We start from the raw sequence: 25,782 nt of genomic DNA, 5'->3' as shown, positions 1-25,782 counted from the left end.
TTGCTCAAAAAAGTGGATATTATTGCAGAGGGTCTAACCCTTAATGGAGCCTGCGGTGACACCTTCAACAATATAACGCTGCAGAGACAGGAAGAACAAGAGAATCGGCGTAATGGCCATGACCAGTCCGGCGAGAGCAAGATCCCATTTCTTGGTGTACTGGCCGAAGAACTTGGTAACAGCCACCGGCAGTGTGGTCAGGTCCTTATTGCCTCCAATGACAAGCACCGGCAGCAGGTAGTCATTCCAGATCCACAGGGTGTTCAGAATAATGACGGTAACAATGATCGGCATCAGCAGCGGGAAGACGATTTTGAAGAAAACGCCATAAGGGCTTGAGCCGTCAACACGTGCAGCTTCCTCCAGCTCTATAGGCACACTCTTGATGAAGCCATGGAACAGGAACACGGACAGCGGCATTCCGAAGCCGAGATAGCAGGCCACAATGCCGTACAGCTCACCGCGCAGCTCCAGCATGCTGGTCACCCGGACCAATTGCAGCATCAGAGACTGGAACGGAATGATCATCGCCGATACAAGCAGCAGGAACACAAAGGAATTGAAGCGTGACGGCTTTCTGACAATCTGGTAGGCTGCCATGGAGCTGAACATCACGATGAAGATTACGCTCAGGACTGTGATTTGCAGGGAGTTCCAGAACGCCTGGGGAAAATTGATCGCATCCCATACTTTGGAGTAATTATCCCAGTGAAACATCTGCGGGAACGATGCCGCATCAATCAGGATTTCCTTCAGCCTCTTAACCGAGTTGCTCAGCACCAGGTAGAACGGAGACAGGAAGACCACAGCCAGAAGAATGGCGAATATCTCAAGGATGAAATTGCTCAGACGATATCTGCTAGTCTGCATTATGCGGACACCTCTTTCCGTTTGGTGAGCCAGACCTGTGTGACGGTGATCAGCGAGACGGCGAAGAAGAAGAGCAGCGCTTTGGCGGTGCCGAGGCCGTAACGGTTGTTGATCAGTGCTTCCGCGTAGATGTTGTAGGCAAGCGACTGGGTTGAGGTTCCCGGCCCGCCTTTGGTCAGCGACAGGTTGAGATCGAACATTTTGAAGGCATTGGAAGTGGTCAGGAACAGGCAGATGGTGATGGATGGCATGATTAGCGGGACATAGACACTCTTGAACAATTGCGGAGCGCGTGCCCCGTCGATCTTGGCCGCTTCAATCAGATCCTTCGGAATTCCGGCCAATCCGGCGATGTAAATGACCATCATATATCCGGCTGTCTGCCAGACGAATACGATCACGAGACCCCAGAAGCCGGTGCCCGCTGTACCCAGCCAAGGCAGCTGGAAGAAGGAAATACCGGTCATCTCGCCGATGGTAGCGAAACCTTTGGTGAAGATAAACTGCCAGATGTAACCGAGCAGAATGCCGCCAATTACATTGGGCATGAAGAAGATCGTGCGCAGCACCTTTTTGGTCTTCAGCGCCGTCATCAGCAGGAATGCAAGCAGCAGTGCCAAGACATTGGCTGCAATAACGGATACTACCGTGAAGCGTAAAGTAAAGAAGAGGGAATCCCAAAACTTGTCATCATTCATAAAAATCCGTTTCCAGTTGTCCGCACCGGTCCAGACCGCTTTGTCCAAATCCAGTCCGTTCCAGTTGGTGGAGGAATAGTAAAAGCCGAGAATAAAGGGTGTGACCACAATGGTCAGGAAGAAGAGCAGGGCGGGCCAGAGGAAAATAATTTGCTGTCCCCAGCCCCGTTGCAGACGCAGAGCTTTTCTCATATGGAGTCTCCTTTTTGTATAGTTAATCTTCGGGTTCACATCTTCATTATAGGAACCGGCAAGTATGACTAACACTCAATTTGATGATGATAAAAGTGGATTATATTGCAGGGATGCTTGCGCGGCGGATATTCGGCACAGTAGTATACGGGAAGAAGCAACCTTCGGCAAAACCTACAGGAGGACAAAGCATGTTCAAAAACAGCATACGGACCCGGCTGATGGCGCTTGTGCTGCTGGCCTCTGTGATTCCATCAGCGATTTCAGTTACGTTCTCTTATCTCTATACCAAGGAATCGGTCACGGAGCAGTCCGTGAAGCAGAATACGAAGCTGCTGACGCTCGGGGAAGCCAAACTGAGCAGCTACTTCAGCGGTATGAATCAGCGGGCGATGTCGCTGTACAGCGGAATCAATGTGCCCAGCTCTTTTTATACCATTCTGCTCACCTCTAAAAGCCAGCAGGATGTTCCGCCCGGCTCCGCAGTCCCGGATAACCGGGCTGTGATCTCCACCCAGCTTTCCAACCTGTTTCTCTCGGACCGGAACACTTTTCAGATTCATCTGTATGTGCGGGCAGCGCAGCAGTCCAATCTGCTGCGGGGCGGGTATTTCCGCCAGGAGGCTAACAGCCGCTATGCTTTGGGTGAGCACCTTGAGGGGACGTACCGCCCCTACATCGAGGTCACCCATATAGAACATCAGTACGGGATAAGGTCCGGTTTTCCTAATTTGAAGCCGGGGATTGAACCGGTATTTACAGCCCATTTTCCAATTTACAAGACCCCAAGCTCCGACGTTCTGGCCGACCTGTCGATTGACTATCGCCTTGCGGAGCTGGAGGGGATTGTCAAATCCATGTACAATTCCGATACGGAACGCCTGTATGTGTTGAATGATCAGGGGCAAGCGTTATTCGCATCTGATCCCGATTGGATCGGTAAGCCGGTTAAGGCGGGCTGGAGCCAGCTTCCCGGGAACAGCGGCAGCGGTCATTTTACCTGGAAAAAGGACGGATTCAAGGGGATTGTCATGTACCGGCATATTGAGGACCCGTTGTTCAAAGGCAGCATTATCAAGCTGGTTCCCTATGAAGATCTGTACGAAGATGCCCGGGTCATCACCCGGTTCAATACCGGTATTGGTATATTGTTTCTGCTCGTGGGCGGAATCAGCGCAGTGCTTATCTCTATTGGCTTCACCAGACCGATCAAGAAGCTGATCTCCTTCACCCAGAAGGTGCAGATCGGACAGCTGGATGCGCGTATGGATGTGGAACGGGAGGATGAATTCGGCCTCCTGACGCGCAAGATTACGGGGATGACCCGGACGATCAACGATTTGATCCTCAATGAGTACAAGCTGGAACTGGCGAATAAAACCAACCAGCTAAAGGCGCTGCAGGCTCAGGTTAATCCGCATTTCCTGTATAATGCCCTGCAGTCCATCGCCAGCTTGTCTTTGCGGTACAATGCGCCCAAGGTGTATGATCTCATCTATTCCCTTGGCAGCATGATGCGTTATTCGATGAATACTGAACGCACACAGGTCCCGCTCCGCGATGAAATCGAGCATGTGCAGAACTATGTCATCCTGCAGACGGAACGGTTCGGTGAAGAGAATCTGCGCCTGGATGTCGATGCGGAGGAGGAAGCGCTGGATGTGGTGGTGCCCAAAATGATTCTGCAGCCGATCGTAGAAAATATCTTCAAGCACGGCTTCGCGGACGGCATCCAGGGCGGGATCATCTCCATCAGGTGTGCGCTGGATGGCCAAGGCCGGTTAATGCTTGCCGTCAAGGATAACGGCAAAGGAATTGCGCCGGAACGGCTGGAAGCCATCTTGGCCGGACTGGCAGAGAGCGGCAGAACGGAGCGTGAGGAGATCGGGCTGTACAATGTGCTTGCCCGGCTCCGCCTGCAGATGAGCAGCGGGGCGCAGCTGCTCCTGAGCGGAAATGAGGACAGAGGCGTAACCGTTACACTCCTTATTCCGCTGGACAGCATATAAATCACTTACAGAAAGGGGCGGCGGACAATGAAGGTGCTGATCGTAGATGATGAGAAGCATGTGCGGGAGGCCATCCGCTATTTTGTTCCGTGGGAGAAGTATCATATTACAGATATTTATGAGGCGTCGAACGGGCAGGAAGCGATGCGGATCATGCAGGAACAGCAGCCTGCGATTGTCTTTACGGATATGCGGATGCCGCTCATGGATGGAGCAGAGCTGCTGGAGTGGCTGCACAGCCATTATCCGCATACCAAAACCATCGTAATCAGCGGCTATCAGGACTTCAACTATGTGAAGCCGGCGATTGTCTACGGCGGAACGGATTATTTGCTGAAGCCGCTGAACAGCAAGCAGCTGATTGCCGCCGCTGAACATGCCTTCAAGCTGTGGCTGGAGGAGGAACAGGAGCGGCACCAGGCGCACCGCCAGAATATGCAGCTGAATGTGCTGCGGCCGCTCTACTGGGATAAGATGCTTTCGGATCTGGTGGCGGGACAGGCTTCTTTTCAGGAAGTAAGAAATTCACTGTGTGAAGAATTGGGGATGCCGCTATTCGTGGCTGAATGCCGGGTTGCGCTTATCTCGCTCCAGGGGGCAGACTGCCGGCTGCTGCACAGATTTCAGGGCGATGTGGGGCTGACCTCATTCGTGCTGGCGAATGTCTGCAACGAGGTGCTGGCGCCGAAGCAGAACGGCTTCGCCTTCCGCAGCTGGCAGGGCGGAGCGGATATTGTTCTTCTGCTGTGGAGTGCTGTTGCTGAGGCGGAAGAAGAGATGCACCGTATTAACGAGTCCATTAGACAGACTTACGGCGTGCAGATGGATATCGGACTCAGCCTTCCGGTTGCTTTTCCGGAAGGGCTGCAAAGGGCTTTCCGCCAGGCGCGGCAGAGTCTGAACGAGCGGAATCTGCTGCAGCGGGAAGGACGGATTCATCTGTTCCGGGAGCAGTCCGGATCAGGTGGTCCTGAAAAGAACTACGCATATGAAACGCAGCTGGACAAGCTGAGAGTCGCTGTCCTCTCCGGTGACCAGGACAAAATGGAACGGGTCGTGGATGAGTGGTCAGATCAGCTGGCCGGTCTGCCGCTGCTTACGGAGAGCCAGTTCCAGCAGCTTCAGGCGGATATTTCGGAAGTTCTCCGCCGCTTGCGGCCGGACGGGGAGATTTCGTTTGAGCTTTGCTATGACAGCGAGGGGCTTTTTTCTGTGGAGAACTGGCGGAGCCAGCTCAAGACATTGCTCCAGCGCCTGTCGGAGGGGAATGCCCAGACGCCGGACAACCGGCTTGTCGAGGAGATCCGGCAGTATCTCCAGCAGAACTATGCCCGGGATATGACATTGCAGCATATTGCGGAACGCTTTTTCATCAGCAGGGAGAATGTCTCGCGGAAGTTCAAGCAGATTACAGGGGAGAACCTGTCCGATTATTTGACCGGCCTCCGGGTAGACAAGGCCAAAACACTGCTGCAAAATACAAATCTGCGGCTGTCGCAAATTTCGGAGCTGGTCGGCTATGAGGATGAGAAATATTTCAGCCGTGTATTTAAGAAGTCTACCGGGCAATCGCCCAGGGAATACCGCAAGCAGGGAGAGAACTATATAAGTTGAACTTAAAGAATTCATAAAAGGGAAGAAGTGCGAATTCTTACGACAACAGCGGCTGGAAGTCCAAACATTCCCCGCAGTTACGACTATACCCCACAATGTAAAAATAAAGTTCAACTTATATAGTAACAATTTTTCCAGCTTTAACCCTTTCAGCATTTCCAGCTTTTGACCGATAGTAAAGATAAGGGAAATATTCATTCGGTTGATTCGGGAGGACGGGGTATGGAAAGGTATTTAGGCAAAAAAATAAAAAATGACTTGATCAATTCCTACGGGGTAACGGTAATTCCCGCGAACAGCATTCTGAATGCTGAACATTTGGAGCTGATCCGCAAGCAAAAAATCAATATTCTCGATATCATCTTTGCGGGTGAAGAGGGACAAGCACCTTCCTGCAAGGAACTGGCTTACAACGTGGTGAATAAATCGAAGGATTTATTTGAGTCCTTCCGGATCTCCCGCAAGGTTCCGCTCGCGGATATCCGGAAGGAAGTTGTGCCTGCGATTCAGGAAATATCCCGTCATTCCGATATTTTTGCGTTATTTGATGCGATTCAGGGCAAGGACGACTATACATACCAGCACAACATCGGAGTAGGTGTATTGTCGACACTGATCGGCAGATGGATGAATATGAGCGAATCGGATCTGTCGGTGCTGTCACTGGCCGCAACCCTGCATGATATCGGCAAGCTAAAAATCCCTTCCGAGATTTTGAACAAACCGGGCAAGCTGACCCCGGATGAATATGAGTTAGTTAAGAAGCATACGATTCTGGGCTACGAAATGCTCAAGGAAACCACGGGAGCGAACTCCCATATCACGCTGACGGCGCTGCAGCACCATGAACGGAATGACGGCAGGGGGTATCCGCTGGGGCTGAAGGAAGAACAGATCGATGCCTACGCCAAAATCGTCGCCGTCGCCGATATCTTTCATGCGATGTCCTCCAGACGCCCCTATCATGAGCCTGTGCCCTTCCATATCATCGTTGACCAGATGAGAAGAGGCAGCTTTGGTGCGCTGGACCCGCATATTGTCTCGGTATTCCTGGAGAATATTGTGAAGCGGACGGTTGGCCGCGAGGTTATTCTGACCGATGGGCGGGTCGGTGAAATCGTCTACTTGAACCCCCACGATATTGAGACCCCTTTAGTTAAAGTCGATGATGAATATATTGACCTCAGCAAGCTGAATACGATTAAGATCAAGGAGATCAGTATCGAGTAGCAAGCAAGGAGCCCCTGTATTTAGTCAAAATAATCCGCCAGCCCGTCGGCGATGGCCTTGGCTGCTTTTTTCTGATATGACGCAGTTCGGACGATAGATTCGTCAGAGCGGTTGCTCAGAAAACCCAGCTCCACCAGCGTCGCCGGGAGGCTGTTTTCCCGCAGAATGTGATAGTCCCCGAAAGACAAGCCGTTGGACTTCAGACCAATGCCCTGCCGGAGCCGGTTCTCGATGGAGCGGGCCAGCCGCAGATCATTATTTTCCGAATAAAAAAAGGTGAGCGTCCCCGACACCTTCTTCGGGAAGAATTGTAATGAATGCTGACAAAAGCATCCGCCCGGAGCTGCTGCCCGATCTGCACCCGCCGTGACAGGGAGGGCTTTTGGTTCCCCCGCGTGCGGGTTAGCTCCACCCTTGCCCCTTTTGCCCGCAGATAATCGCGCACATAAAAAGCCGTCTGCAGTGTCAAATCCTTCTCCATTGTGTCGTAGCTTGTGCCCAGCATTCCCGGGTCGCTGCCCCCATGTCCGGGATCAATGACAATCAGCTTGCCGCGGATGCTTCCGGAGCGGTTGCTGCTCCCGCTGTTTCCTGTGCTCCCTGTGTTTCCTGTGTTCCCTGTGCTTGAGCCTCCTCTGGCAATATACTGCCCTGCTACCCAGCCGACCTCTCCGCCCGTGGTGCGGATTCGCGCCCAATCTCCCTGACGCAGCAGAACTGTGACGGAATCCCCTTCTTTTAAGGAGCCCAGCACTTTATAACCCGTTCCCGGGCCTCCCCTGATCCGCAGCGATGAAGCGGTGACCTGTACGGTTCCGCCGGCACTGCCGGAGGAGCGGCTTGAGGTCTTCACGGAAGCGGCTCCGGCCGCGCTCCCTGACGCTGGAGAGGCTGTTCCGCCGGTTCGCTTAAGATAGTACCCGGCAACCCAGCCGGAGACCGAACCGGCCCGCACCTTAAGCCAGCCGTGCTGCTCGTCCGTTACAGTGACCAGCGCTCCGCTTTTCAGCGCTCCGGTCACAGACGCGCTTGCGGCCGGTTCACTTCGCACATTCAGCGAAGAGGCGTAGACCTTTGCCGTATAAGCTCCGGCTGCATGGGCTGATTCAGGCTGTCCAGGGTTGGACAGTAATAAAGTGACTGCCAGCATGGCAGTGGATAATGTTTTTTTCATATTATGTAAGATCCTCGTTTCAGAAATAGGTTAAAGGTTTATTACCCGTTCCTGCCGGAGGGAAACAGCAGACGCTTAAAATTTTAAAAGAAAAACAGCCTCTGTTCCAGAATTGCATTCACCTGTATAATTGTTACATATTGGAAGCCGACAAAGGAGTGCCGACGTGACCAGACCGAAATTATTCATTGGATCTTCAAGAGAATCTATCCGTTACGCGCGGGCCATCCACGAGCAGCTGAAGCGGGAGGCCCAGGTGAATCCGTGGTATGCCAATGCCTTCCGGGCAAACGAATACACCATGGAAGCGCTCGAACGTCATCTGGATGAGAGTGATTTTGCCGTATTTGTATTCTCGCCGGATGATGTAGCGAGGATCCGCGGCAAATATTATTATGTGACCCGTGACAATACACAGTTTGAAATGGGGCTGTTCTGGGCGAGGCTGCGGCGGAGCCGCGTCTTCTGCCTGCTGCCGGACCAGGTGCCGGTTCGCAAGGATCTGATTCCCGGCGAGAATATTGAGGAATATCATCTGCTCTCGGATTTGTCTGGACTTACGCCTCTGGAATACGAATGGCAGCATGAGAACCCCGTGGCTGCTGTGGATGTCAGCTGCGGTAAGATCATCGACAGCATTCAGGCGCTCGGCAGCTTCCGTGATCCGCAGCAGGAGCTGGAGCAGCTGAAGCTTGAGCTTAGGCGAAAAGAAAGTATCCTTCACTTCTTCTGGCAATATAATAGTAATGTGACTTCTCCGGAGGACCGTGAAAATTACCAGGCGCTCAGCGAAGCGGTCCGCAATTCGTTTCTGCCTCCCAAGCACTGCCGGGTGATCGGTGCGGCCATGTGGCAGGCCCGCGGGCAGGAAGCTCTGGTGCAGGTCGGCGGAAATGTGGGACGCGGGCATGCCTATCCATTTTCACCGAATGAAGAAAAGGGCTCCCGTCCAGGTGTGCTTGAGGCTTTTCTGACCAAGGAATGGACCTTTTTTCAGCGTACAGAAGTTGCTGAGGTCTATATCCTATGCTATCCTTTAGGTGAGAGGCATGTCCTTTCTGTGCATTTTTCCGGAAGCGACGGATTATCTGCGGAGGATCTGACCGAGGTCGTGGCGTACAACCGGGATTTGTTCCGTACCGTCAATCATTTAGTGGGAGGGGACTGACACGATGAAGAACATGAAGAATGCAGTAAGTTTGTCCAGTGCTGTCCGCCGAACCGCAAACGGCAGCAGCAGAGGCGCCAAAGGCCGCACGAAGCGCAAGGCAGGGACCGGAAGTCCCACTAATCTGTCGCCTTCAGCCATCAATGTCTATATTGCGCCTTCGCTTGAAGGTGGAGATGACGAATACAAGAAACTCATCAGCGGGAAGGTTGATAATAACAAACCTTCGTTTGCTTAACCGTAAATAGGGCCCCCGGTTCATGCTGGGGGCTTTTTTTTATGTAGGAAATTATACAATGTCAAAAAATGCGGAGATCTTGGAAGCCTCAGAGGATATAAGCGATGCAGGAGGATGGGGCTCCGTCAGCGGACTGAAGCGGACAGAGGGGGCCTTATTTTGCCAAAAATCTTGTTTTTTCAGCGGTTACGGACTCAGGAGCCGTTATATCGTTCGATGGAGCCTGGAATAAAGGGGAAAGGGACAAATAAGGGCATCTCAGTCCGTCCTGCGGAATAGGCGAATCTTCTATCCATAACGGCTTTCCTGTCCGCAACGGCTGCGGATGGATCGAAGGGAGCACAGCGTGTCCGCAGAATGACCCACACCATAATCATACGGCCCCCAATGCATGTCTTAATGGACTTTTGGGCAAGGTTGTGTATGTGGTTTTACAACACTCTGGGCGAGCATTGCGCATGTGGTATAACAATATGAGCTCTAAGCAAGTCAAAGGACGCTAAGCCTGCCTAAAGTACAACGATCCGTCGTCAGCATGCCCGGTTGATATTGGAGCGGTGGGAATCCCTGTGGCCGTAAGTCTCATGTTGTTATTTACCAATCAGGGGGAATTTTATTCTGAAAATATTACGCCAGAATTTTATATGCTGTTTGTTAAGCGAATTCACTTAAAAGGGTGGAAAATCAGCCAGATTCGCTCGCCTTTTTCCAACTGGCGCTTGCGAAGCAGCAGGTGAGCAGTGCTAGTTGGAAAAAGGGAACTTATTTCTCCCCAAAATCAACAATTGTGAGCTTGAAGTGGAAAAAGGGAGCTTAATTGGGCCACATTTCCTGATAAAGGGCGAAATGTGTTAAATTAGTTATCCTTTTTCCACCTCACCTGCGGAGAATAGGGGTGCTTGAGCAAATTAGTGATCCTTTTTCCACTTGGGATTGCCGAAGGATTCATAACAGGGTTCTCCAGGCGAAGCTAACTGAATCCCAAACAACTACCTATTCCAGCCAAGGACGGCGAATCCTTTTCTGCTTGGCGGGCGGGCAGAATTCGTCACACAAGAACTGAAAAGGTAAGCGGAAATGCAGCTGCCAGTCCTTTTTGGCCGTCTGCGGTTATAACAACTGCTCTCGTCTGCGGGAGCCGGTTCACCCACTGGCGGTCCAGCAAAAGTTGAAGGATAGCAGCGCCCAGTGCCCCCGCGAGATGGTAACGTCTTTCGCTCCAGTCCAGGCATTTGGGGGCAAAAGCGCGCCGGCATTTTTTTACCTGGTCCAGATCTATTCCCAGCCTCTTCAAGGCGTGCTCCCCCTGGGCTGTAACGGAGAAGCCATTCGCTTCCTCGGCAATAATCCCCTCAAGCCGCAAAGCCTCCGTTAACTGCACCCGAATTTTCCCGCCAGATGGTCGTAGCAGGTTCTGGCATGACGCATGGCCTGATCCTGTACGGAGTGGCGGAGTGAGCTGACCTTCACCGGAGGCGAGATCGACAGCAGCAGCTCTATCACCTGGGCGATTTCCGGACTGGAGATGCCATAATAACGGTGTCTGCCCTGGGTATGAACGGTGAGTATGCCGCCTTCCGCCATCTTGCCGAGATGGAAGCTGGCGGTTTGGGGTTTGATCCCGGCGGCAGAAGCCAGCGCTGAGGCTGGGTGGAGACCGCCGTCCATCAATGCGGTCAGAATGCTTGCCCGGGACGGTTCTGTGATCAGAGATGCCACTTGGGCAACGGCTGGATTGGCTTGCATGGTATATCCTCCTTCTGCATTCCATATTTCGATGAATATTGTAAGAGTTCTATTTTACAATACAATCAATACATTTGCAGAGGAGATTTTAAGATGATGAATCCATTTGTGCAACCCCGGGGGACGGTAACTATACAACCAAAAATTCTTTATTACGGGACACCGGTCATCCTGTTGACGACACTCAATGAGGATATGACCGTAAACATAAGTCCGATTTCATCCTCATGGGCTTTGGGGGAGCATATTATCCTGGGCCTGGGGACGGGCGGAAAAGCACTGGAAAACCTGCAGCGGAAGCCTGAGTGCGTGATTAATCTGCCTGACGCTTCGCTATGGGAGCAGGTGGAGGGGCTGGCCCGGCTCACAGGAAAAAATCCGGTTCCTGCTGAGAAGAAGGAGGCCGGATTTATTTTTGAAAAGGATAAATTTGCTTACTCAGGACTTACAAAGGCCGAATCCGCTACAGTACAAACGGCCAGAATTGCTGAATGCCCGATCCAGATTGAAGCACGGGTGAACCATATCCGTATTCCGGAAGATGCAGCGCATTTTGCAATTGTAGAGACGCAAAGCATGCAAGTACATGTCCATAAGGAACTGGTTGCCGGTGAACATCATATTGATCCGGCCAGCTGGAACCCGCTGATCTATAATTTCCGCCATTACTTTGGCCTGAGCCCGGAGCTTGGCAAATCCTACCGGTCGGAAACGTAAATATTACGGTGTTCAAAGTCCACGTGCGGGAGAGATGCCGCTGTTCTTCTTCGCAATTTCCCGCCGCACAACCGGAGCAACCTCGGTGGCAAGCAGTTCAATAGCGGCTGCCACCTTGGCATACGGAAGTCCGCCGATATCGAGCTGGGTCATGAAGCGGTTATGGCCGAACAGCTCATGCTGGTAGAGAATCTTTTCGATAATCTGCTGCGGGCTGCCGACAGCCAGTGTATTGACCGGAGATACGAAGCGGCCAAAATCCCGGCGCGAGACACGGTATTCCTGACCGGGATGCGGACTGATGGCATTGCGGTAGCTGTAATAATAAGGGTAATATTCGTCCAGCGCCTGCTGTGAGGTCTTGGCAATATATCCATGGCTGGTGATGGCGATCTTCAGGTCTGCTGCGGCATGTCCCGCTTCGGCTCCGCTCCGGCGGTAGGTGTCGGCAAGGTTCTGGAAAGGCTCCGGACTGCCGCTGAGAATAGCAATCGCCATCCCAACGCCAAGGCTTCCGGCCTGTGCGGCGCTATCGGCGGAGCCGCCGATGCCGACCCAAAGGGGGAGCTTCTGCTGCAAGGGGCGTGGGGCTATTTCCGCATTCTTCAGCGGAGTGCGGAAACTCCCCTGCCAATTCATCACTTCACGCTGGTTCAGCTGCAGCAGCAGCTCCAGATTCTCGGTAAAGAGCTGCTTGTAGTCCTCCAGATCATACCCGAACAACGGAAAGGACTCCAGAAAAGCACCCCGGCCGGAGATGATTTCCGCCCGGCCGCCGGACAGCAGGTCAAGGGTGGCGAAATCCTCGAAGACCCGCACAGGGTCGATGGTGCTCAGCACCGTTGTCGCACTGGTCAGCTTGATCCGCTTGGTCACCTGGGAAATGGCGGCCAGCACCACCGGCACGGAGGAAATGACAAAATCCAGCCGGTGATGCTCACCCACCCCAAACACATCAAGCCCCGCTTCATCGGCCAGCTTGGCCGCCTCTATGACTTCTTTCATCCGCTGCTGAGGGCTGATCCGCTGCCCTGTATGGCAGTCGGTTACGATATCCCCTAAAGTGTATAGGCCAAATTCAAATTCCGGTACTTGTTCTTTCGTGTGATTGTCCATCTTGTATAACCCCTTGTTATTCAGAATATTACCTCATGATGAGCAGTTTGCCCGTACGTTTGTCCGTAAAGGAGGAATACAAGTTATTGTATCATAATAACTTACAAAATGTAAGTATATGAGTGTAAGTTTGTTAATGTGCGGTTTGAGGGGTTGCATAGGTTTAGTGTGTTGGATTTTACCGTTTTCATCCATGGAATTTCGAGCGGGTCTGCAGGTATAATGGGAAATTATTGAATTAGGGAGAGGGTGAGTTATACTGGGTCTAGAGAAAGGCGATGGGAATGGCTCATAACTAAGGAGGAATAGCTTGATGAAAAAATTACAGATCAGGCAGAGGGCCTGCGCTATCATTGCCGGATTAAGCCTGTTGTTTGCGCCGTACTCCGTACATTCGGCTTGGGCTGATTCGCATACCTCTTACGTAGGAAACAACAGTGATTATGACTGGACCGCGACGACTCCGGCTGCCAAAACCGTCTGGACCCAAACCATGGATGTGAATACGGCGGCAGCGGATTACGAAACAATGAATCAGGGATCTGCAGTTACCGGAGGCGGGAAGGCCTATGTCATTCAGAAAGGACAGGCCGTAGCGATCAATGTGCAGACGGGGAAGGTAGCCTGGAAATATGGGGCCAAGCTTCTCGGTCCGCTGCTCTATCAGAAGGGGGTAGTCTATGCCCGTTCTGAGGGGGGGACGATATATGCCGTGCATGCCGACACTGGCCGCAACAAATGGAGTTCCACGGTCAACGCCAAAGGCAAGCTGAGCATTGATCAGGATCAGCTGTATGCTGCTGACAGCGATATTATGGCTTTCCGTCTGGGGGACGGCAAATTTCTCTGGAAGGACAACTACAGCGAAGCGTTGTTTTCCCCGCTGGTATTCCAAGGCAACCTGGTATTTGCCCAAAACTCGGTGTCCGGGGCTTACACTCTTACGGTGCTGCATGCTTTTGACCGTACAACAGGCAAACATCTGTGGGAAGCAGACAACCAGGCTCTTCCGCTAACGGCGGCGAATGGAACAGTGTTGTCTCAGCGGCTGAGTAATCTGATCGATCTGGTGCCCTTGACCACCCTGGACAGCTTGGATGCCAAAACCGGCAAGCGGGTGAAGACGGCAGAGTATAACCCGAAAAATATTGACCCGGTCAATCCCGAGCCCGTAAATGGTGTGATCAGCAGCGGGGGCAGGGCTTGGCTTCTCGGGGGACAGATTTATATCGGGGAAGGAAACAGCTTATACAGTTATCCTCTGGAGGCTGACCCTTCCAAAGTCAAAGCAATGAAATACACTGCGTCGGGCAGCGGGCTGTCCCTGGACTACGCCGCAGGTCCATATGACGGAAGAGTGTTTTTCAGCAATGCTCAGGCTGTTTACGGTATAAAGACGGCTAATCAGTCGCCGGTGCCGTATCCCTCAGGCGGACAGATTGCCAGATTTGACCTACTGGGTCACGGCATGTATCTGGCAGAGCCCTCCGGCAAGCTGGTGGCGATTAATCTCCTTACAGCGAAGCCTGTCCTGCAGCTGCAAACCTCAGGCCGAGTGTTTGGACCTACCCTGCTGGAGAGCGGGATGATTATTGTGCAGAGCAAAGGGAAGCTGACAGCGTTCAAGGAGCCGGAGAGCCTTAGAATGCAATAAGGAATAGAGTGAAAAGTTAATAATCACAACCACTCACATTAAGCGATTCGACGCACAATAATAAGCATTCTATTGCACGAAGTGCAGTCATGCTACAAATCTACTTATTCATAATGAGACTGCAGATTCAAGTTCAATCTGTAAAGTCCTTATTCCATGAAATTTCGATGCTTAACCTACAAAGGTTGATTGTATTCAGACTCTGCTTTAACATTGTATACCACATGCAATGCAAATTCGAACGGGAGGTATTATGGAACAGCAAGGGATTTGGGCGATAGGGATATTTTTGCTTACATACGGATTGATTATTTCCGAGAAGGTACACCGCACGATTCTCGCGATGCTCGGAGCCCTGATTATGATTGCAGCGGGAATTGTCCCGCAGGAAACAGCGCTTGAGCATATTGATTTCAATACGCTTGGGCTGCTGGTGGGTATGATGATGATGGTAGGGATTACCGCAGAGACGGGCTTGTTCAGTTATGTGGCGGTAAAAGCGGCCAAGCTGGCCAAGGGGGAGCCCAAACGAATATTGGTGGCTCTGGTGCTGGTTACCGCGCTGGCCTCTGCTTTTCTCGACAATGTGACGACCGTACTGCTGATGGTACCGGTCACTTTCAGTATTACAAGGCAGCTGCGCATTCACCCGCTGCCCTTTCTGCTGTCGCAGATTATCGCCTCGAACGTAGGCGGAACAGCAACGCTGATAGGAGATCCGCCGAATATTATGATTGGCAGCGCCGTGAAGGAGCTGACGTTCATGGCATTTATCAGCAACCTTACTCCGGTGATCCTGATCATCATTATGGCGTATTTGCCGCTGTTTCTGCTCATGTTCCGCAAGCAGCTGAAATCTTCTCCCGAACTGCAGCGGAGTGTGATGGAGATGGACGAGCGGGCGATGATCACTGACCGCAAGCTGCTGCGCAAATGCCTTTGGGTGCTGGGCCTGACGATTCTCGGCTTTTTTCTGCACCAGGCGATTCATTTGGAGTCGGCGACAGTGGCGCTGGCCGGGGCCTTTCTGCTGCTTCTCCTCACCGGAGGAGAGCAGATGCTGCACAAGGCTTTTGCCGGTGTGGAGTGGGTGACGATTTTTTTCTTCATCGGTTTGTTTGTGCTCGTATCTGGTCTCGTAGAGACCGGCGTGATTGCAGAGCTGGCAGGGCAAGCCATGGAGCTTACCGGCGGAAACCTGGCAGCCAGCTCGATGCTGATTTTATGGCTGAGCGCGATAGCTTCTGCTTTTCTGGACAACATCCCTTTTGTAGCGACCATGATTCCTCTGATTCAGGAGATGGGCAATCTGGGCATTCACAACCTGGAGCCTTTGTGGTGGAGCCTCGCACTTGGAGCATGTCTGGGGGGAACGGGACGCTGATCGGCGCGAGTGCGAATCTTATAGTTGCAGGCCTTGCGGCAAAAGAAGGATATCCCATCACGTTTATGAGATACTTGAAAGTGGGCTTTCCCTTGATGCTGTTGTCAATAGTAATCTCAAGCCTCTATATCTATCTGCGGTACCTGATCTAATTGTGAATTTTTGTTGACAGAGCTATAAATAGATGATATTTTAAATTTACAAATTCCAATTGATTTACTTTGAATTAAAATATGCCGACTGTTCCAACAGAGGTATCCGTGTTAATCACTGCACGGGACCTCTGTTTTTTGTTAGTGGCTTTAGCCAGTTGAGTACGCGAAGCGTGCGAAACAAAAAACCACCTGCTATGCGGGTGGTGTAGTGATGCTTATAGCAAAAAACCACCTGATGCGATCGTTATAATAGGAGTGTTCAAGCTACTATGTCTAACGAAAGGAGAAGGTGGTTTTTGTGGCACAAGCCAGAGAAGGCATGGCACAACCCAAGTGGATGTGCAAGTACCATATCGTATTCACCCCAAAGTATAGACGAAAGGTGATCTACAATCAATACAAAGAAAGTATCCGAGATATCCTAAAGCAACTCTGTGGCTACAAAGGAGTAGAGATTATCGAAGGACACCTCATGCCCGATCATATTCATATGTTGGTGAGTATTCCACCGAAAATGAGCGTCTCGAGTTTTATGGGATATCTGAAAGGGAAAAGTGCGCTCATGATCTTCGATAAGCATGCAAACTTGAAGTATAAGTACGGGAATCGCCATTTTTGGGCAGAAGGGTACTATGTAAGCACGGTAGGTCTCAATGAAGCAACGATTAAAAAGTATATCCAGGAGCAGGAAAGTCACGATATTGCACTGGATAAGCTGAGTGTGAAAGAGTATGAAAACCCCTTTAAGGGGTAGCTGGTAGTCCAAGCACCCCTTCAGGGGTAGGCAAAAGAGGCAAAGGCATAGTGGCTTGAACGAAGTGAAAGCCAGCGCCTTTAGACGCTAGCCGGCACCAGAGGCTTATAGCCTCAGAGCAAACCACCCGTTGGACGGGTGGTTATGATTGCCACCCTAGAAAATTTAAGCTGAAGGAGGAACGGGTATGGGAGAAGTTTTGCTGTCGATCACACAGCTGAATAAGAGCTTTGGTACGGCAGGGGGTCAGGTGCAGGCGCTGCAGAATGTCGAGCTTCAGGTGCAGGAAGGCGAGTTCATTACGGTCATCGGCCCAAGCGGCTGCGGAAAAAGCACGCTGCTGCGCATCGTTGCCGGCCTCGACACCGGCTATACCGGCAGCGCCACGAATGCACCGTTATATAGTCGGCCTGCTGCAGCAGGAGGAGGTAACCGGTTATAAGCTGGTCCATATGCTTACTCCTGACGCCACTGCCGCATTGGCCCGCGGGGATGTGGAAATACAGGGGTACCTGCGCTGAAGCTGATTGACCAGGGCTACACCCGTCTGGATGATGCTTCAAGCCATCCGGATCTGCTGGGCTCCAGTGCGACTGTGGTATCGGAGGAATATCTGAAGAAATTCCCGGATTTCCCGAAGGTGTGGAATGCGGCCCGTGAGAAGGCGCTGGCTGATCTGAAGCAGCATGAAGCTGAGTATTATCAGTTCCTGGCCGAGATCGGCGATACCACCCCTGAGCTGGTGAAGCAGGTGAGTCCGATCAGCGACATCAAGGATACGCCGTTCACTGAGGAGGGAACAAAGCTGCTGGAGGGCACGAAGAACTTCCTGGTGGAGGAGAAGCTGGCCAAAAAAGATTTCAATATCAGCGACTGGCAGCTGCAATAAAGGTCTTGTAGGACCAGAGATGAAGAAGCTTAGTGTGGAACTTGTGAATTTTTGTAACTGCTCAGTACCCTTCAGAAAAGGGTACTTTTTTTTGTAATGGAAAGGAATTTAACGAATGCTGTCCCTTGGGGATTTATTTTTGCTGCTGCAATGAGAGGTTTAATTTTTCAATAAGATCCTCGCACCAGGCCAGATACAGCCTTTCATACTGAGCCCCAAATTGAATGACGGAAATACTTGAGAAATTGGGGTCGCTGGTATCAAATAACTTGAACTGTCCCGAAAGTTCAACCATTTTTCGTTCATAGATAGCCAGCCGTTCCTCATGCTGGACTTTAATGTCCTTTAGCCGTTCAATCATCTCTGCGGGTGGGATCATCCAGGAATTGTAAGCCTTTATCAGAAAATCATCCCTTACTTTTTCCACTTCCTTAGGCTCGATGGTCCATTCGGCTAAGGTTGTTTTTCCTATATCCGTAATTTCATATACCTTTCGGGCGGGGCGGTAGCTGTGCTGCTCAACACTTATCAGTGTTACCAGCTCTTCCGACTCCATTTTTGATAACTCAGGATATACCTGGTTGCTTCCCGCTTTCCAGAAGGGGGCAAAACGATCGTTCATTTGCTGCTTGATATCATAACCGCTCAAAGGCTCCCGGGCCAGCAGAGAGAGCAAAGCGTAACGAATAAGACTCATAAAAACAACTCCTCTTAACATACTTATGTTCTATTTTAATCGAAAACAGGTTTCAGTTCAGCAAAAATATAGGTTAATTTTAACTTTACATCAACAGTGCTATAGGTTATATTTTCCATAGGTTAATTTTGACCTATAGAAAATATCATACTTGGGAGGTTTTTTTGATGAAACTTATTTTTCAGGACTCTACATTTTCTTTTGAACTCTTACGCACTATGAGCTACGCTGCGTTCGGCGGAGCTGATGTCGGCGAGTGTCTGGCTACCGCTTATCGAATTAAAGAAGGCGATTTTGAAAGCTGGCATACAGAATGGTATACCACAGCGAACCGTATTCAGGCATTGGCTGCGGAGAGCATGAAACTGGGAGAGCGGGTAAGTGCAAGAGAAGGGCTGCTGCGGGCTTCTAATTACTACCGTACTGCCGAATTTTTTCTGCATGGCAATCCTGATGATCCCCGTCTTTTGGATACATGGGGGAAGAGCAGAAAGGCTTTCCGGGAGGCTACTGCATTGATGGATTTTTCAGTTGAGCAGGTGGAGATTCCCTATGAGGGAATCACTTTGCCCGGTTACTTCTATCATTTGAATCAAGAGCCTAAACCTGTATTAATTATCCATGGCGGTTACGATTCTACGGGGGAAGAGCTTTATTTCGGGGGGGCGTTGGCGGCGCTGCAGCGGGGCTACAACTGTCTTACCTTTGAGGGACCAGGCCAAGGCGCGGTTATCCGGGAGCAAGCCATTCCATTTCGCCATGATTGGGAACATGTACTTTCTCCTGTCATTGATTATTTGCAGTCCCGGCCTGAAGTCGATCCTGCAAAAATCTCATTGATGGGGATTAGCATGGGGGGTATCTGGCGCCCCGGGCGGCGGCTTTTGAGCACCGTTTGGCGGCGTGCATTGCAAATGATGGATTGCTAGACTTTCAGGTCGGCGCCCTGAAAGGATTAGTGGACAAGGAGCAAGCGGAACATCCTGACAGCCTGAACCGACTCATAGAGGATTTAATGAAGAAAAATACCAATATGCGATGGGCCATCGAGAACGGTCTATTTACATTTAAAGCATCAACATTTTCAGAGCTGGCTGATAAGACGGAGCCTTTTACGTTGGAGGGTGTAGCACAGAACATTCAATGTCCGATGCTGGTATGCGAAGCGGAGAATGATCATTTTTTCCAGGGTCAGCCGCAAAAGCTTTACGAAGCCTTGACCTGCGAGAAAACCTACATGCGGTTTACCGCAGAAGAAGGGGAGAAGAACATTGTCATTTCGGAGCACTGCAGCTTTTTAACCAGCGGGTTTTTACATGGCTGGATGAGGTTATGAGCCGGATTGAATGCCCGGCAGTGTAACCGCCCGAACGATGTCCCGATGAAGGTTCTGAACAGAACGCCGATAATATTGGCGACCATCAGACCGCCCGGTTTTTCCGGGCGGCCTGATGGTCGTTCTAGAAGGGAATGCTTTTGGCTAGAAAGGGGAAGCTATATGAAAAGAAACCCGATGGAAGAAAAATGATTACAGCAGCTGCTGAATGGCCGGTTCAAGATCCATCGGATCAACGGGGGATTCGTAGCGTTTCACGACATTCCCTTGACGATCAATCAGAAATTTGGTGAAATTCCATTTGATTTCGTCATTATCAAGCGCAGCCGGATCACGCTCCTGGAGCATAGCGTGCAGCAGTTTGCCGTTTGAATCCGTGGTATCATACCCTTCGAACCCTGCCTGTTCTGTGAGATAGGTAAATAGGGGATGTTGATGCTCTCCTTTAACATCCACTTTCTCGAAGAGAGGGAAGCTGACCCCGTAATTGATCTGACAGAATACATTAACCTCTTCATTACTGCCCGGCTCCTATTCCCCGAACTGGTTGCTGGGGAAACCCAGAATCTGCAGCCCCTGGTCCTGATATTTCTCGTAAAGCTTCTGCAGATCCGAATATTGTGGGGTGAAGCCGCATTTGCTGGCAGTATTGACAATGAGCAGCACCTTATCCTTGTATTGCTCCAGGCTGGTTTCCTTGCCCCGTATGCTGCGGGCACTATATTGATAGACACTCATTGCTGTTTCAACCTCCATATTATACATCATATTAATTTATAGTAATTTAATTGTATGCAACTTAATTTAAAAAGTCAATAATCTAGACTAATTTTACTGTATACGAAGTTGTTGGATAATATTATACTTAAGAGAACTAACCGTTTCTTTCAGCAGGAAAGTTCTCCCCATACTAACAAACTCAGACAAAAGAATATAATTGCTGGAGGAAATTGAATGAGCACTACGGAACTTACTAGCCAACTATCCAGTTATGCAGGAAGACTGCTTCGGGAGCGATTCGGGAAGGGACCCGAGTCTATACATGCTTCTATCGGGAAGCAATGCATAGCACTGCATATACGAAATTTTATCGGCCCTGTAGAGCGGTTTTTGCTTAACAAGGAAGAGGAACAGGCTTTTCGGTATACACGGGAGCTATTGATGAAATCGCTGCTTCCCGAGCTTTCAGCGTACCTGAAGGACACGATGGCTATTGAGGTCGGCGAGCTTTTTTATGATTGGGGGATACATAACGCTTCAGGAATAATCGTTGCGCTTATCAAGAATGATGATGTAGCCATTGACGATTATGCTGGGCGGGATGAGGTTCATGCCCAAATTAACGAAGTGAGCAGAAAGGTGCAGAAGGAGCCGGTACATACCGATTCCTGGTGGCTGGGTCCCCGCACCCTGATTATTAAGCGTGAAGGCATTCTGATTCCTCTGGAGAAGGAACTGATCGGCCTCGGTTATGAGAACACGCTCAAAACAACCAAACGCAAGATGGAAAAACGATACTTGGAGGATACCACCACGATTGCACCGATGCTTGGCAAGGAGCTTGCCGACATCTACGTGGATTGGGATTTCGACAAAGATACCAGCGTAATAGCCTATACTTTTCTGTAATCACCATATATGAGGCGGAAATGAGTCGGACATGCAAATGAGCCGAACATGAGCCGGAGAAGGGGGAATGGTCCCTTTCTTCGGCTTTTTATTTTTTTTGGCTGTCTCATCAGAGGATTTACGCTGGACATTTAGGGGGACAAGCTGGTGATAGAATACAAGCAGACAGTGCTATACGTGGAAGATAATCAACTCAACATGGCTTTGATGCACCATATCTTCAAAAAAAACCTGCCTTCTGTACGATTGCTGAAAGCGGAGACGGCAGCGCTTGGTCTGCAGATCGCCCGGCAGATGCTGCCGGATCTGATTATTCTGGATATTGGTCTGCCCGACCTGAATGGATATGAAGCTATGGACCAGCTCAAGAATGACGAATTAACCCGTCCGATACCCGTACTGGCGATCAGCGCTTTTGCCCAGCGCTCGGACATCGAACGGGCTCAAAAAACGGGATTTTCCGGATATATTACCAAACCCTTTCAGGTGAAGGCCCTGACAGAGGCTGTGGAGAGGCTTTTAGCCGGAATTGCGTGATGCTGCGGCCATTTCATGAGAGAGGGAAGGAAGCAGCGATAGGTGTGGATCTGGGGAGAACTCCGCCTGAAAAACGGTTTGGTTCAACTGAAACCAAGCTTAGATTACCATTTGACTTTCACCTAATAATACAAGATATTTATATTGAAGATTTTATATAAAATTCTTGCGTTTGACACTCCACAAACGGGCGGTGACTACATGTTAAGACAGCAAGCACAAGGATATTCCCACTTTGAGCATGCATGTAAAACGGGAGCGATTGGAGTAGCGTTCCTTTCCGTTAACGGGCAATGGACCAGCGTAAATCCGGCTGTAACTTCGCTGCTTGGATTTACGGGGGAACAGCTCTTGTCGCAACATCTCAGAGAGCTTGTGTGCGAGGATTCATTGGAGTCATATACAGCGATGGTGCGGGCTTTGGAGGCTGGAGAAACTCCTTTTGCCAAGTGTGCAGTCCATTTGTCCTCCGCCTCCGGAGCGCGTGTGCCGGTGCAGCTGCATATGACGCTTATCAGCGATCCTTCGACTGGAGAGAAGCTGTATTATTTAATCCATATCGCTGAGCTTGCTGCCGAAGAACCGGCGGATGAGCCGCTTCCATCTGTGGACAAACTGTACCGGCAGATTGTGGCCAACATCTCGGATGTGGTCTACTACGCGACTTCAGACAATATCTGCAGATATTGCTCGCCTTCGGTAAGCGAGGTGCTGGGCTATGATTCAGAGCAGCTGGTGGGCCGGGACATCCGCGGGCTGATCCACCCCGATGATCTAGCTGCGCTTCATTTCCCCGAAGCTCAAGATTTTCAGAGAGTCCAGATTCGGGTCCTGCATACGGACGGCCGTTATCTGTGGATTGAATTCACGCTTCGGCTGATTGCAGAAGGCACACAGTACAGTGTGCTCGCCGTAGGCCGTGATATCACAGAACGCAAGATTGTGGAACAAAAGCTGCAGGAGTCTGTAGAACGGTATACTTCTCTGAAAAAGTATAACCATGATGCGATCATTTCCCTGGATCTTGAGGGGAGGATCATCAATGGGAATGAGAAGGCCTGCCAGCTTACAGGCTACAGCATCCCGGAGCTTGCCGGAATGAATGTGGGCCGGATTATCGGCGCAGAGCACCTTGGGGAGGTAATCGCCTATTCCAAAGAAGGCAGCCCTGCAGAAGTGAATATCGACCACATTTGGCACCGGGAAGGATACTCTGTTGAGGTGCTGACTACGATTGCACCGATTATCATCAACCAGGAGACGGTAGGCCTCTACATCATCGCTAAGGATATTACCGACCAGAAGAAGCTGCTGATTGCCAAAGAGGCTGCGGAAAAAACCAACCGGGCCAAAAGCGAATTTCTGGCGATGATGAGCCATGAGATCCGCACGCCCATGAACGGTGTGATCGGAATGACCGATCTGCTGCTGGAAATGAGTGAGCCGGGTTCGCTGCAAAGAGAGTATCTGGATATCATTCGCCAAAGCGGGGATACCCTGCTTGCGATCATCAACGATGTGCTGGACTTTTCCAAAATCGAGGCCGGGAAAACCATTCTGCATGAAGAGCCGTTTATGCTTATGCCCTGTGTGGATTCGGTGCTTGAGCTGCTGCAGCACAAAGCTGATAAAAAGGGCTTGAAGATTGAGGTCAGCATCGGTCCGGATGTGCCGGAGCATCTGATCGGCGATGGGGAAAGGCTGAAGCAGATCCTGCTCAATCTGGTGGGAAATGCCGTAAAGTTTACCTACACCGGCGGGATTAAGGTGACGTTGCGGGTACTGGCAAGAGCTGGAGGAAGCGTAACGCTTGAATTCACCGTAGCGGATACCGGTATTGGCATTCCCGAGAGCTCCCGGGGCCGGCTGTTTGAGCCCTTCTACCAGTTGGATCATTTCATAGACCGGCGGCATGAAGGGACGGGTCTGGGACTGGCGATTACCAGGCAGCTCGTGGAGATGATGGGGGGGTCAATCGCTCTGGATACTACAGTAGAAACAGGCGCATCTTTTGTGTTCACCGTGAAGCTCCGGGAGGAAAGCGGCAGCTTACCGGACTCCGCAAGCGGCACTGAGGAGGACGAAACGCTCTCTGGCGAACGGTCCTTGCGGATTCTGGTCGCGGAGGATAATGAAATCAATCAGATTGTGCTGCGTAAAATTCTGGAGAAACGCGGCTATTCTGTCGATGTTGCGGGAGACGGGCTGCAGGTGATGGAGATGGCCCGCGAGCAGAGCTACGATCTTATTTTTATGGATGTGCAGATGCCGCGCATGAACGGCCTGGAAGCTACGCAGGCGATCAAAGAAACGCTGCCGCCGGACAAGCAGCCAGTCATTATTGCCGTTACGGCAAATGCGCTTAAAGGAGACCGTGAGCTGTGCCTGGCCGCCGGTATGGATGAGTATATCAGCAAGCCTTTGCGAAGCGAAGCGATTACGAATATCGTCGGCAAATTTTTCTGAGTCAGGTTATATTGTGAATAAATGTCTTGCATGTGGATCATATTTTGATTAAGATAGCAGAAACTGGTACATTTGAGTGCCAACCATAATGAAATGACGATGACGGAGAGAGTAAGCGCGGGGAACGGATCTTAACAGGGAAGGTGTGCCGGAGACTGAGAGCACCCTCAAGAGACGGTTTGCGCTGAAGTTCACTTCCGAGTCGGCCCCTGAAGTACACTGCTGCAGCAGGTATGCGTAGGGAGGCCCGCGCTCCGCGTTAACGGGTGTAAGATAGAGTTAATTTCTGCCTGAAGTGTTTGATGTGCTGAACCATCAGAAGTGATTGATTTCTAAATTAGGGTGGTACCACGGCTCCTCGTCCCTTGCGACGGGGGCCTTTTTGCGTTCATCATCAAATTCATTTACAAAAAGGAGTGGAAGGTAATGAGCAATGTGGAATTGGAAGGGCTGAGAGCCCGCCTGGATGAAATCAATGGACAACTGCTGGAGCTGATCTCCGAGCGGGCCCAGGTCGTACAGGAAATTGGAGCTGTAAAAGAAAAGCAGGGTGTGCCGAAATTCGATCCCGAACGGGAAAAACAGATGCTGGAGAAGCTGGTGGCAAGCAACAAGGGGCCTTTCACAAGCGGGACCATCCGCACCCTTTTCAAGCAGATTTTCTCCGCATCGCTTGATCTGCAAAGTACGGATCATAAGAAATCCCTGCTGGTGGCCCGGAAGAACCACGCGGAAGATACAGTGATCGTTCTGCCGGGGGGTGTAACCGTCGGCGGATTATCCTCGCTGATGGTTGCCGGACCCTGCTCGGTGGAGAGTGAATTGCAGACCCGTACCGTTGCCGCAGCGCTGCAGAAGGCCGGAGTGAAGGTTATGCGCGGCGGAGCCTTCAAACCCCGTACCTCCCCTTATGACTTCCAGGGTCTGGGAATGGACGGCCTGAGAATTCTTCGGGAAGCGGCCACAGCATACGGCCTTCTGACCATTAGTGAAATTGTCGATCCCCGGCATATTGAAGAGGCGCTTGATTATGTAGACGTAATTCAGGTCGGCGCGCGGAATATGCATAACTTCGAACTGCTCAAGGCCGTCGGAGAAGTGAACAAACCGGTGCTGCTGAAGCGGGGGTTGTCCGCGACGCTGGATGAGTTCGTTCATGCGGCGGAATATATTATGTCCCGGGGCAATATGGAGATTATGCTGATTGAACGCGGCATCCGCACCTATGAGAAATCGACCCGCAATACACTTGATATTTCAGCTGTGCCGATTCTCAAGCAGGAATGCCATTTGCCGGTGCTGGTCGATGTGACCCACTCTACCGGCCGCAAGGACATTCTGATTCCTTGCGCCAAGGCTGCGCTCGCTGCCGGGGCCGACGGCATCATGGTGGAGGTGCATCCCGATCCGGCTACCGCGCTGTCCGATGCTGCGCAGCAGTTGAATATTGAAGAGTTCAATACCTTCTTCAATGAAGTCAAAGCTTCGGGACTATACCGCTGAATCCGC

Annotated in this window: 20 protein-coding genes and 5 pseudogenes; 17 read left to right on the top strand and 8 right to left on the bottom strand. The window is 51.1% G+C overall.

From position 1 onward, the window contains the following. Positions 1-33: 33 nt before the first annotated feature. Positions 34-870, bottom strand: coding sequence for a carbohydrate ABC transporter permease (locus JI735_RS04785; RefSeq protein WP_039833348.1), 837 nt, complete (start codon positions 868-870; stop codon positions 34-36). Continuing rightward, positions 870-1,760, bottom strand: a complete 891-nt coding sequence (locus JI735_RS04780; protein ID WP_039833347.1) for a carbohydrate ABC transporter permease — start codon at positions 1,758-1,760, stop codon at positions 870-872. Before JI735_RS04780 ends, JI735_RS04785 begins: the two co-directional genes overlap by 1 nt. Before the next feature lie 191 nt (positions 1,761-1,951). Here JI735_RS04780 and JI735_RS04775 point away from each other — a divergent pair, with 191 nt between their 5' ends. The 3 genes from JI735_RS04775 to JI735_RS04765 all read left to right on the top strand — a co-directional run bounded on the left by JI735_RS04775 (position 1,952) and on the right by JI735_RS04765 (position 6,613). Next, positions 1,952-3,769 carry a sensor histidine kinase gene (locus JI735_RS04775; protein WP_039833346.1) on the top strand — a complete coding sequence of 606 codons (1,818 nt, stop codon included), beginning with the start codon at positions 1,952-1,954 and terminating at the stop codon, positions 3,767-3,769. Positions 3,770-3,796: 27 nt separating this feature from the next. Then, positions 3,797-5,383, top strand: a complete 1,587-nt coding sequence (locus tag JI735_RS04770; protein WP_202677124.1) for a response regulator — start codon at positions 3,797-3,799, stop codon at positions 5,381-5,383. Between the two features lie 222 nt (positions 5,384-5,605). Beyond that, positions 5,606-6,613: an HD-GYP domain-containing protein gene (locus JI735_RS04765; protein WP_202677123.1), complete on the top strand. Its 1,008-nt coding sequence runs from the start codon at positions 5,606-5,608 to the stop codon at positions 6,611-6,613. A gap of 20 nt (positions 6,614-6,633) precedes the next feature. On the opposite strand, the pseudogene JI735_RS04755 reads toward JI735_RS04765, so the two are convergent. Then, positions 6,634-7,763, bottom strand: a pseudogene (locus tag JI735_RS04755) (N-acetylmuramoyl-L-alanine amidase). A gap of 190 nt (positions 7,764-7,953) precedes the next feature. Between JI735_RS04755 and JI735_RS04750 the strand changes: the two are divergent. Continuing rightward, the gene (locus JI735_RS04750; RefSeq protein ID WP_039837827.1) at positions 7,954-8,955 is read left to right on the top strand and encodes a TIR domain-containing protein; all 1,002 of its coding nucleotides are present in this window, start codon (positions 7,954-7,956) and stop codon (positions 8,953-8,955) included. A gap of 4 nt (positions 8,956-8,959) precedes the next feature. Next, complete coding sequence (locus JI735_RS04745; protein ID WP_020425662.1) at positions 8,960-9,193, top strand: hypothetical protein; 234 nt, start codon at positions 8,960-8,962, stop codon at positions 9,191-9,193. Positions 9,194-9,387: 194 nt separating this feature from the next. Here the strand turns inward: JI735_RS04745 and JI735_RS04740 are convergent, their stop codons facing one another. Together JI735_RS04740 and JI735_RS04730 are read right to left on the bottom strand one after the other, a co-directional pair. Next, the gene (locus tag JI735_RS04740) at positions 9,388-9,570 is read right to left on the bottom strand and encodes a hypothetical protein (protein ID WP_157771447.1); all 183 of its coding nucleotides are present in this window, start codon (positions 9,568-9,570) and stop codon (positions 9,388-9,390) included. A gap of 671 nt (positions 9,571-10,241) precedes the next feature. Then, positions 10,242-10,939: pseudogene (locus tag JI735_RS04730) on the bottom strand (ArsR/SmtB family transcription factor). 96 nt (positions 10,940-11,035) lie between these two features. On the opposite strand from JI735_RS04730, the gene JI735_RS04725 reads away from it, so the two are divergent. Then, a complete protein-coding gene (locus tag JI735_RS04725) occupies positions 11,036-11,656 on the top strand; it encodes a flavin reductase family protein (protein WP_039837830.1) in 621 nt (206 codons plus the stop codon). Between the two features lie 12 nt (positions 11,657-11,668). On the opposite strand, the gene JI735_RS04720 is transcribed toward JI735_RS04725, so the two are convergent. Continuing rightward, positions 11,669-12,772 (bottom strand): LLM class flavin-dependent oxidoreductase, encoded by a 1,104-nt coding sequence (locus JI735_RS04720; protein ID WP_202677118.1) that lies wholly within the window; start codon positions 12,770-12,772, stop codon positions 11,669-11,671. A gap of 313 nt (positions 12,773-13,085) precedes the next feature. Here JI735_RS04720 and JI735_RS04715 point away from each other — a divergent pair, with 313 nt between their 5' ends. From JI735_RS04715 to JI735_RS04695, 5 genes and pseudogenes are all read left to right on the top strand, one after another. Further along, positions 13,086-14,426: an outer membrane protein assembly factor BamB family protein gene (locus tag JI735_RS04715; RefSeq protein WP_039837823.1), complete on the top strand. Its 1,341-nt coding sequence runs from the start codon at positions 13,086-13,088 to the stop codon at positions 14,424-14,426. Positions 14,427-14,679: 253 nt separating this feature from the next. Further along, a pseudogene (locus tag JI735_RS04710) lies at positions 14,680-15,962 on the top strand (ArsB/NhaD family transporter). 322 nt (positions 15,963-16,284) lie between these two features. Beyond that, a complete protein-coding gene (tnpA, locus tag JI735_RS04705; RefSeq protein WP_202677613.1) occupies positions 16,285-16,719 on the top strand; it encodes an IS200/IS605 family transposase in 435 nt (144 codons plus the stop codon). 187 nt (positions 16,720-16,906) lie between these two features. Beyond that, positions 16,907-17,101: pseudogene (locus JI735_RS04700) on the top strand (ATP-binding cassette domain-containing protein); the annotation flags it as partial. A 213-nt stretch (positions 17,102-17,314) separates the two neighbouring features. After that, positions 17,315-17,608: a hypothetical protein gene (locus JI735_RS04695; protein WP_051052136.1), complete on the top strand. Its 294-nt coding sequence runs from the start codon at positions 17,315-17,317 to the stop codon at positions 17,606-17,608. Between the two features lie 133 nt (positions 17,609-17,741). Here JI735_RS04695 and JI735_RS04690 read toward each other — a convergent pair whose 3' ends face one another. Further along, positions 17,742-18,305: a PadR family transcriptional regulator gene (locus tag JI735_RS04690; RefSeq protein ID WP_039837986.1), complete on the bottom strand. Its 564-nt coding sequence runs from the start codon at positions 18,303-18,305 to the stop codon at positions 17,742-17,744. Between the two features lie 167 nt (positions 18,306-18,472). Here JI735_RS04690 and JI735_RS35340 point away from each other — a divergent pair, with 167 nt between their 5' ends. Then, complete coding sequence (locus tag JI735_RS35340; protein WP_233476255.1) at positions 18,473-19,234, top strand: alpha/beta hydrolase; 762 nt, start codon at positions 18,473-18,475, stop codon at positions 19,232-19,234. Then, complete coding sequence (locus JI735_RS35335; protein ID WP_233476254.1) at positions 19,201-19,641, top strand: hypothetical protein; 441 nt, start codon at positions 19,201-19,203, stop codon at positions 19,639-19,641. The genes JI735_RS35340 and JI735_RS35335 overlap by 34 nt, the downstream gene beginning before the upstream one ends. 192 nt (positions 19,642-19,833) lie before the next feature. Here JI735_RS35335 and JI735_RS04680 read toward each other — a convergent pair. Next, a pseudogene (locus JI735_RS04680) lies at positions 19,834-20,379 on the bottom strand (glutathione peroxidase). A 216-nt stretch (positions 20,380-20,595) separates the two neighbouring features. On the opposite strand from JI735_RS04680, the gene JI735_RS04675 reads away from it, so the two are divergent. The 4 genes from JI735_RS04675 (at position 20,596) to JI735_RS04660 (ending at position 25,776) form a co-directional block, all read left to right on the top strand. Then, positions 20,596-21,270, top strand: coding sequence for a Na-translocating system protein MpsC family protein (locus JI735_RS04675; protein ID WP_025705325.1), 675 nt, complete (start codon positions 20,596-20,598; stop codon positions 21,268-21,270). 147 nt (positions 21,271-21,417) lie between these two features. After that, positions 21,418-21,807, top strand: coding sequence for a response regulator (locus JI735_RS04670; protein ID WP_039837983.1), 390 nt, complete (start codon positions 21,418-21,420; stop codon positions 21,805-21,807). Between the two features lie 201 nt (positions 21,808-22,008). Continuing rightward, entirely contained in the window at positions 22,009-24,273 is a 2,265-nt protein-coding gene (locus JI735_RS04665) for a PAS domain-containing hybrid sensor histidine kinase/response regulator (protein WP_051052134.1), read from the top strand. A 426-nt stretch (positions 24,274-24,699) separates the two neighbouring features. Then, positions 24,700-25,776: a bifunctional 3-deoxy-7-phosphoheptulonate synthase/chorismate mutase gene (locus JI735_RS04660; RefSeq protein WP_039837982.1), complete on the top strand. Its 1,077-nt coding sequence runs from the start codon at positions 24,700-24,702 to the stop codon at positions 25,774-25,776. Positions 25,777-25,782: the final 6 nt, after the last annotated feature.

It is taken from the genome of Paenibacillus sonchi, assembly GCF_016772475.1.
GTDB classification, from domain to species: domain Bacteria; phylum Bacillota; class Bacilli; order Paenibacillales; family Paenibacillaceae; genus Paenibacillus_AQ; species Paenibacillus_AQ sonchi.
This window is presented reverse-complemented; position numbering and strand designations above follow the sequence as displayed.